At 67.2% G+C, this 3,848-nt stretch carries 1 protein-coding gene and 2 pseudogenes; 1 reads left to right on the top strand and 2 read right to left on the bottom strand.

The window, feature by feature from the left end; translation table 11 throughout:
* On the bottom strand, positions 1-835 hold an 835-nt coding region (locus I53_RS07985; protein ID WP_043348889.1), incomplete at its 3' end, for a TonB-dependent receptor plug domain-containing protein.
* 441 nt (positions 836-1,276) lie between these two features.
* Positions 1,277-3,205: pseudogene (locus tag I53_RS07980) on the bottom strand (TonB-dependent receptor family protein); the annotation flags it as partial.
* Positions 3,206-3,280: 75 nt separating this feature from the next.
* Between I53_RS07980 and I53_RS07975 the strand changes: the two are divergent.
* Positions 3,281-3,848 (top strand): annotated as a pseudogene (locus I53_RS07975) (helix-turn-helix domain-containing protein); the annotation flags it as partial.

Here is a 3,848-nt window from a genome sequence, read left to right as displayed (position 1 = left end):
GGGTCACCTCGCCGGGGATGCGCTGGTTGATGGTGTTGGCGTTGACGTAGAAGCGCGTCTCGGCGTCCGNCGAGAACTGGTAGCCGAAGTTGGCGTGCCCCCGAACCGAATTTCCGTCGCTGTGCTCGCGGAAGCCGTCGAACCGGTCGCCGGACAGCGTGAGGAAGTAGTCGAACGGGCCCGACACCCCGCCGGTGGCGGCCTGCCCCTTCAGGTATCCGAAACTGCCGGCATCGATGCGGGCCTCGAAGGGGGAAACGTCTCGGCCTGTCGGCGTGACTAGGTTGATCGCGCCGCCGAGCGCGTTGGCGCCGAACCGCAGCGCGTTGGCGCCCCTGAAGACCTCGACGTAGCGGTAGGCGGTCGGGTCGATCTCGAAGAAGTCGACGAGGCCGTCGGAGGTGTTGATGGGGATGCCGTCCTGGAAAACGTTGATGCCGCGGTTGCCGTAGTTGCGGGAGAGGCCCGAGCCACGGATGGACAGCCGGGCATCCGAGCCGAACCTGGGCTGCACGATCACGCCAGGCACGAAGTCGAGCACGTCCTTGAGCGTCTGGGCCGGCCTGTTCTTGAAGTAGGTGTCCGGCACGAGGGCGACCCCGCCCGGCGTGCGCTGAAGTTCCGCGCGCGCCTGCTCGATGGTCGGGACGGTCAGGCTCGCTGCCTGGGCGGCCGGTGGAAGCTGCGTCTCGGCCAGCGGTCCGGCGGAGCCGGAGACGCTGAGCTCGGAAAGGGTGACGGACTGGGTCGCGGTGGTCTGGGCGAAGACCGACGTGGTGGCGAGCAGCGTCAACAGCAGGGCGGCGTAGAGCTTGACCCGGGGAATTCGGTACATGGCATGAGGTCCGTGGCCTGGAGGATCGGGGTGATGCGACCGATCAGGCGACGGGCGGCGCGCGTGCACTGGCTCTGGCTCCTGGTGGCCCGCGCGGACAGGCGAGGACCTCCGGACGCCAGGTCACGGCAACGGCTTGGCGGAGGGGCCAGGCGACGGGAACCGCCTCCATGGACGGGACAGCCGCGGATCCCGCCACATGGGCGACGATGCAGCACTTCGAGTGCCCATGATGAGAGAGGGGCGACTTGGAGAGCCCGTTGTCGATGGCTACGTCTGGCTGGCAAATGACGTGAACAGGGTCGGGAAAGACCGTGAGGCTCGCGCTGCCGAGCACTGCCTGAAGCGCGAGTGCGTACAGGGCGACCACCGCGATGGCCGCGCGGAAGACACGCCGTCGCGGGGCCTGCATGGGTGCGGGCGCTGTGCTCCTCGATCGCATCAGAATGCCAGCCGCATGCCGCCGACGAAGTTGCGCGGAGCTCCCGCGAACACCGAGCCGGTGGTGTTGGCCAGGACGCTCGCGCCGTTCTGCAGGCCGGAGGTTGCGCTGATCGAATTTGCGAGGTTCTGGGCCGAGGCGATGTAGGTCTTGTCGAAGACGTTCCGCGCCTCGAAGAACAGGTTCAACCGCTTGGCGTAGCCGACCAGCTCCGTCGTGTAGTGGACGTTCAGGTTCACTATGGCGTAGCCGGGCGCCTTCAGCAGGTTGGCGTTGTCGATGAAGAAGTCGTCCTGGAACACCGTCTCGACATAGGCGCCCAGACCGGCCAACGGGCCTGTGGCCTGCTCGTAGCCCACGCGCGCGAGAAGCTGGTTGGCAGGCACGCCGGGGATGTGGTTGCCCGCGCGGTCGAACCGCCTGGTGAGGCTGCCGGCGCTGAGCTGCTCGACGTACTTGGTGTAGATCTGGTCGTCGAAGGTGTAGGCGGCGGTTGCTCGCCAGCCCGGCGAGAAAGCCCAGTCCGCCCCGACCTCGACGCCGCGATGCTCCGAGGCCGGTGCGTTGAAGGTGTAGCTCAGGAGGCCAGCACCGGGCGATTGCGTGACGAGCTCGTTGCGGAAGAACTCGTAGAAGCCCGTGACGCTGAATCGGACGCCGGGCAGCGGCGTCCAGTCGGCTCCGACGTCGAAGCCGAGGTTCTCCTGTGTCTGCAGCTGCCCGTTGTTGCCGGGCACACCGGCGGACGTGACGGTGAGGTTCGAGGCCGAAGGCGTGGCGTAGCCGGTGGCGACCCGACCCCGGAACTGCCAGTCTGTGTTGGGCCGATACACCAGCGCGAGCTCGGGCGCGACGTTGAGGAAGCTGCGGTCGAGGTTGGCCAGGGTGGTCGTGAAGCCGCCGGCGGCCGGGAAGCCATAGGTGATGTTGCGGCCGTTGATCGTGGTGTTCTCGGCACTGATTCCGGGCACCGCGATCCACTGCTCCGAGAGCTGCACCTCGATCCGCGCGCGCCCGCCGAGGTTGGCCTGCGTAGCCTCAAGATCGGCGGTCAGCGCGCCGAGCCGCGGGCCGCCGTAGGGCGCGCGATTGTAGGTTAGGCTGTGGCTGTCCAGGGTGTTGTAGGCGAGCGCCACGTAGCCGGTCGCCGGAAGGCCGAACAGGTCGCCGCGCCGGGTCAAGTCGGTGAGGAAGTTGAAGCCTGGGAAATCACCGCGTCCTGAGCTCGTGTAGAAGGGTTGGTTGATCTGGCGGTCGTCGAACACGAGTTGGGTGCGCCAGGTCGTGAAGGCGTCGAAGTCATGTTCCCAGCGTCCGCCCACGATGGTGCGCCGGTCGCCGCGAAAGAAGGCGCCCTCGTCGGCGGTGACCGGCACGGTGGCGCCGTTCCGGCCGTTGAGAAGCAGGTTGTAGGTCACGCAACCGGGTGCGGCCGCGACGGCCGTGGTGCAGCCCCGCTGGAAGGGGTTGAGCCGGAACTGGTTGAGCGAGCCGCGCCCCGGTAGGTCGGTGGCGACCTCGTTGTTGATGATTTTCAGGGTGAAGCGGTCGTCTGTGGTCGGCGCGTAGGTGCCCAGAAAGTTGATGGTCTGGGTGTCGAATGAGTTGTGGCTGAGGAAGCCGTTGCCCCGCGTGTCGCTGGTGAACAGGCTGTACTCGAACGGGCCGCTGACCCCGCCGAAAGTGACGTAGTTGTTGAGGTAGCCGAAGCTGCCGGCATCGACCCCATACTCGACGCCGTTGATCTCGGAGCCGCGGCGGGTGACGAAGTTCAGCGCCCCGCCCGTGGCGTAGTTGCCGAAGAACGGCGACTGCGGCCCGCGGAACACGTCGATGCGCGAGTAGGCCCGCGGGTCGACGAGGTCGAAACGCGAGGAGCCGTCCGCCTGCGTGACGGGAAAGCCGTCCTCTAGAACGACTGTCCGCCGTCAGCACTCCTGAGACAAATTGAGGGTCTTCACGAACGGAGGATGGCTGGTTCATCGTAGCCCCCAGGAGCGAAGATGAAACAGACGTCCGGGCCGGCGCGGCAGCCGGCAGAAGCCGTGATCAAGGACATCCGCCGCGCCACGCGCCGGCAGTTCTCGGCCGAGGAGAAGATCCGCATCGTGCTGGAAGGGCTGCGCGGTGAGGACAGCATCGCCGAGCTGTGCCGGCGCGAAGGCATCGCCAGCTCGATGTACTATGGCTGGTCCAAGGAGTTCCTGGAAGCCGGCAAGAAGCGGCTGGCCGGCGACACGGCCCGTGCCGCGACCGCCGACGAGGTCCAGGACCTGCGTCGCGAGGCGGGTGCGCTGAAGGAGGTCGTAGCCGATCTCGTCCTGGAAAACCGCCTGCTGAAAAAAAGTCTGACCGGGGCTGGGGGCGACGAGGCATGAGGTACCCGGCCTCTGAGAAGCTGGAGATCATCCGGCTGGTCGNAGCATCCCATCTGCCGGTGCGCGCCACCCTGGACAAGCTCGGCGTCACCCGGGCGACGTTCTACCGGTGGTACGACGCTTTTCAGCGTGGCGGCCTCGAGGCATTGGCGGATCGCCCGTCCCGACCCAGCGGGGTCTGGAACCGGTTGCC

The sequence above is a fragment of the Methylobacterium sp. B1 genome, from assembly GCF_000333255.1.
GTDB classification, from domain to species: Bacteria; Pseudomonadota; Alphaproteobacteria; order Rhizobiales; family Beijerinckiaceae; genus Methylobacterium; species Methylobacterium fujisawaense.
Note: the sequence above shows the minus strand (reverse complement) of the source record. Positions and strands in the feature narration are given on the sequence as shown.